Annotated in this window: 3 protein-coding genes; all 3 read left to right on the top strand. The window is 63.3% G+C overall.

All coding sequences use genetic code 11. The features are described 5' to 3' along the window. Window positions 1-432, top strand: a 432-nt coding sequence (locus ACLP25_RS11275; RefSeq protein WP_442469289.1) for a hypothetical protein, incomplete at its 5' end; no start/stop codon positions are given. Window positions 433-517: 85 nt separating this feature from the next. Further along, window positions 518-2,893 (top strand): HAD-IC family P-type ATPase, encoded by a 2,376-nt coding sequence (locus tag ACLP25_RS11270; protein WP_442469288.1) that lies wholly within the window; start codon window positions 518-520, stop codon window positions 2,891-2,893. 406 nt (window positions 2,894-3,299) lie between these two features. Beyond that, window positions 3,300-3,637 (top strand): hypothetical protein (locus ACLP25_RS11265; RefSeq protein ID WP_442469287.1); only part of this gene is annotated, 338 nt, incomplete at its 3' end.

Here is a 3,637-nt window from a genome sequence, read left to right as displayed (position 1 = left end):
TCGACGCTTGATGAGGATTTCGAAATGAAGATCTTGCTTGCCGCATTGGTTGTCGGCCCGTTTGTCCTGGCGGGAACTGCCCAAGCCGGGGTCACGCTGTTCAACCCGCTACGAGCCAGCGCCAGCACGATTCATTTGGCTGCCGCTGAGAATCCGGCTGCCCGAAAGACTTACGTCCAAACGAAGGATGCCGCAATGGCGCAATGGCGCAGCATGATCGAAGATTTCGCGGCGCGAACGCAGGCGAAAGCGACAGCGGCTGACCGGGCGGCGTTACGCGAAATTCAAAGCGCCTGGAGCCACGTCGAACAGGCATCGAGCGCGCTCGACGCCGCCGGCGAAGACGGTTGGGACAAGGCCAAAGCGGCTTACGAGCGTGCGTCCCCGGATTTGGAGGCGACATGGGCCAGGGTCGGCCCCGCAAAGAATTGAACCGACGGCCCGTCGATTCAATTCTAGCCCCTGGTCGACGCCGACGCGCAGGCGGTGACAATCATGATCAGTTTGGTTGCTTACTATGACGATCGGAGCTGCTGACGAAAAGACACGGGTCGCGGCGCTGGCGAAAATCGCGGCCGCGAGCTCGCCGATCGGACTGACCAGCGCAGAGGCGGATCGGCGGCGGCACGCGTTTGGTCCCAATGCAATCCCGGATGTGAGCGCGCATGCGCTCCGCCGGGTGCTCGAAAAGTTCTGGTCTCCAGTTCCCTGGATGCTTGAGGGAGCGATCGCCCTCGAGCTCGCGATGGGCAAGTTCGTCGAGGCCACGGTCATCGGGGTTCTCCTCGTTTTCAACGCGGCCCTCAGCTATTTTCAGGAGAGTCGGGCGCAAGCCACGCTTGCCGCATTGAAATCGCGCCTTGCGATCACGGCATCGATTCGACGCGACGGGATCTGGAAACTCGTCCCCGCCGCAGAGCTTGTGCCGGGCGATGTGGTGAAGCTAACGCTGGGCGCACTGGTTCCTGCAGACGCGAAAATTCAATCCGGTGAAGTTTTGCTCGACCAGTCCCTGCTCACCGGGGAGTCAGCGCCCGTCGAGGCGGGTGACGGCGCCGCGGCCTATGCCGGGGCCTTGATCCGCCGCGGAGAGGCGGTGGCCGAGGTGTCCGCGACGGGCGCGAGGACGAAGTTTGGCCGCACGGCGGAGCTGGTGCGCACTGCCCATGTCGTTAGTGCAGAGCAGAGTACGGTCTTCCGCGTCGTACGCAATATCGCCGCGTTTAACGGCATCCTCATCGTGGGGCTGACAGGCTACGCGTACTTTCTTCAGATGCCGATCGCTGAGATCGTTCGCCTCATCCTCACGGCGGTTCTCGCGTCGATACCGGTCGCGCTGCCCCCGACCTTCACGCTCGCAGCAGCGATCGGCGCACGCGATCTCGCCAAGCTCGGCGTGCTCCCGACGCGGCTTTCCGCCGTGGACGAAGCCGGAACCATGGACGTCCTGTGCGCAGACAAAACCGGCACGCTGACGCGAAACGAACTCACAGTCGGGCAGACACGGCCAATGGGTTCGTTCACCGAAGCCGATGTGCTCTCGGCCGCGGCATTCGCGAGCGCCGAAGGCGGACAAGATCCTGTGGATCTCGCTATCCGCGCGGCCGCCGGCGCGAAAGGCGGAGCCGCCAAATTCAAGCTCGTCTCGTTCTCTCCGTTCGATCCGGCCAAGCGCATGTCAGAGGCGACGGTTACGGGCTCGAACGGAGAGAGGCTCCGCATCGTGAAGGGCGCGTTCGCAACCGTGCTAGCCCTCGCCGAACCATCGCCATCGGCGGAAGCTGAGGCGAAGTCGCTCGAATCGCAGGGCATGCGCGTGATGGCCGTCGCCCTGGGGTCCGGCGCGTCGATGAAATTGGTGGGTCTTGTCGCTTTGACTGATCCCCCCAGGGACGACTCGGCCGCTCTCGTCCAGGAGCTTCACGCGCTCGGCGTCAAGGTGGTGATGGTGTCGGGCGACGCGCCCGCGACGGCCCTCGCGGTGGCGCGTTCCGTCGGTCTTCGCAGCGCGCTCTGTCCGCCCGGCGGCCTCTCGGATCGCGTTCGCCTCGAGGACTACTCTGTCTTCGCCGGGGTCTTGCCCGAGGACAAGTTCAATCTGGTGAAGACCTATCAGAGCGCCGATCACACGGTCGGCATGTGCGGCGATGGCGCCAACGACGGGCCAGCGCTTCGCCAGGCGCAAATCGGGATCGCGGTGTCCACGGCGACGAACGTCGCGAAGTCAGCCGCGGGCATGGTGCTCACCGCGCCCGGCCTCGCCGGCATTGTCTCGGCGGTCAAGCAAGGGCGGATCATTTTTCAACGCATCCTTACCTATACGCTGAACTCCATTAACAAGAAGATCGTTCAAGTGCTGTTCATCGCGGCAGGGCTGCTCATGACCGGGCACGCGATTCTGACGCCGCTGCTGATGGTGTTGATCATGATTGTCGGCGACTTTCTCGGAATGTCGCTGACGACCGACAACGTCCACCCTTCTCCGCACCCCAATTCCTGGCGCATCGGGAGAGTGACGATTGCGGGCGCCGTCATGGTGCTGGGAGAACTCGTGTTTTGTCTCGGCGTCCTCGCGGTCGGCGACTTTGTCGCGGGCTACACCATTGAGACATTGAGGACGCTCGCCTTCGTGACCCTCGTTTGCGGCAACCAGGCGACGACTTACAACAATCGCGAGAGACGGCGCATGTGGTCGTCGCGACCAAGCTGGTGGCTCATCGCCTCCTCTTTCGGCGACACCTCGATCGCCTGCATCCTCGCCGTGGCGGGGATTGCGATGGCGCCTCTGCCCTTGCTTGTGGTCGCGGGCGCGCTCGGCGGCGCCGTCGTCTTCGCTCTTCTGATGGACCTTATCAAAGTCCCCCTGTTTCGCGGCCTTTCCCTCATCTACTAAAGCCGACGAGTTCATCGCTTCAACGTCTTCGTCGACGCGATCATCAACTGCGCGCAGGAGCTGATTTCCGCAGCGCCGCGCTGCCAACCTCGAACGGGGACTCCTGGCGTAGGTAGTTTCCGAGGCTGCCGTGGGCGTTCAGCGGGCGCGTATCATGGGCTTTACGCGCCGGATAAACAGCAGTGCCATGTCGGCGCGGAGGATCAATTGTGCCGATCGGGCGTTGGCGCGTGAGAGCCCGGCCGGGTTCCGGCTTGCGACCTCTTCGGCCTCGCGAGCCCATGGGGAGGCCCGACATTTGTCGAACCCAGTGCTGACGGCCAAGCCCGCAATCCCGACGCATCGCTTCCTCGGATTTTTCAAGAAACCGTCGCCATGGGATAGCGAGCAGCCGATCCGTGAGGAATTGTTCGGCGTCGAGCGCCTTGAGGCGCATGCAAAAAGTCTTGCGGTCGCGCAGACCGTAGCTTCCCGTCCGACCCGCGGCCTGTCCCTGGCCGCCCGGCTTGCCAACAATTCCACGGTCCTTCTGTCGTCCTATCGATCGATCGTGAAGGCGATCGACGATGGGCGCCAGATCACGCCCGCGGGAGAGTGGCTGATCGACAATTTTCATTTGGTGGAAAGGCAGATCCGTCAGATCAGCACCGATTTGCCGCCGGGCTATTACCGCCAGCTCCCAAAACTCGTCACCGGCCCATTCGCGGGCTATCCCCGCGTCTTCGGCATGACATGGGCGTTTGT

Origin of the sequence: Roseiarcus sp., assembly GCF_052145395.1 — a bacterium.
Classification (GTDB): Bacteria; Pseudomonadota; Alphaproteobacteria; order Rhizobiales; family Beijerinckiaceae; genus Roseiarcus.
The sequence above is the reverse complement of the archived record's forward strand: the minus strand, read 5'-3'. Positions and strand labels throughout refer to the sequence as shown.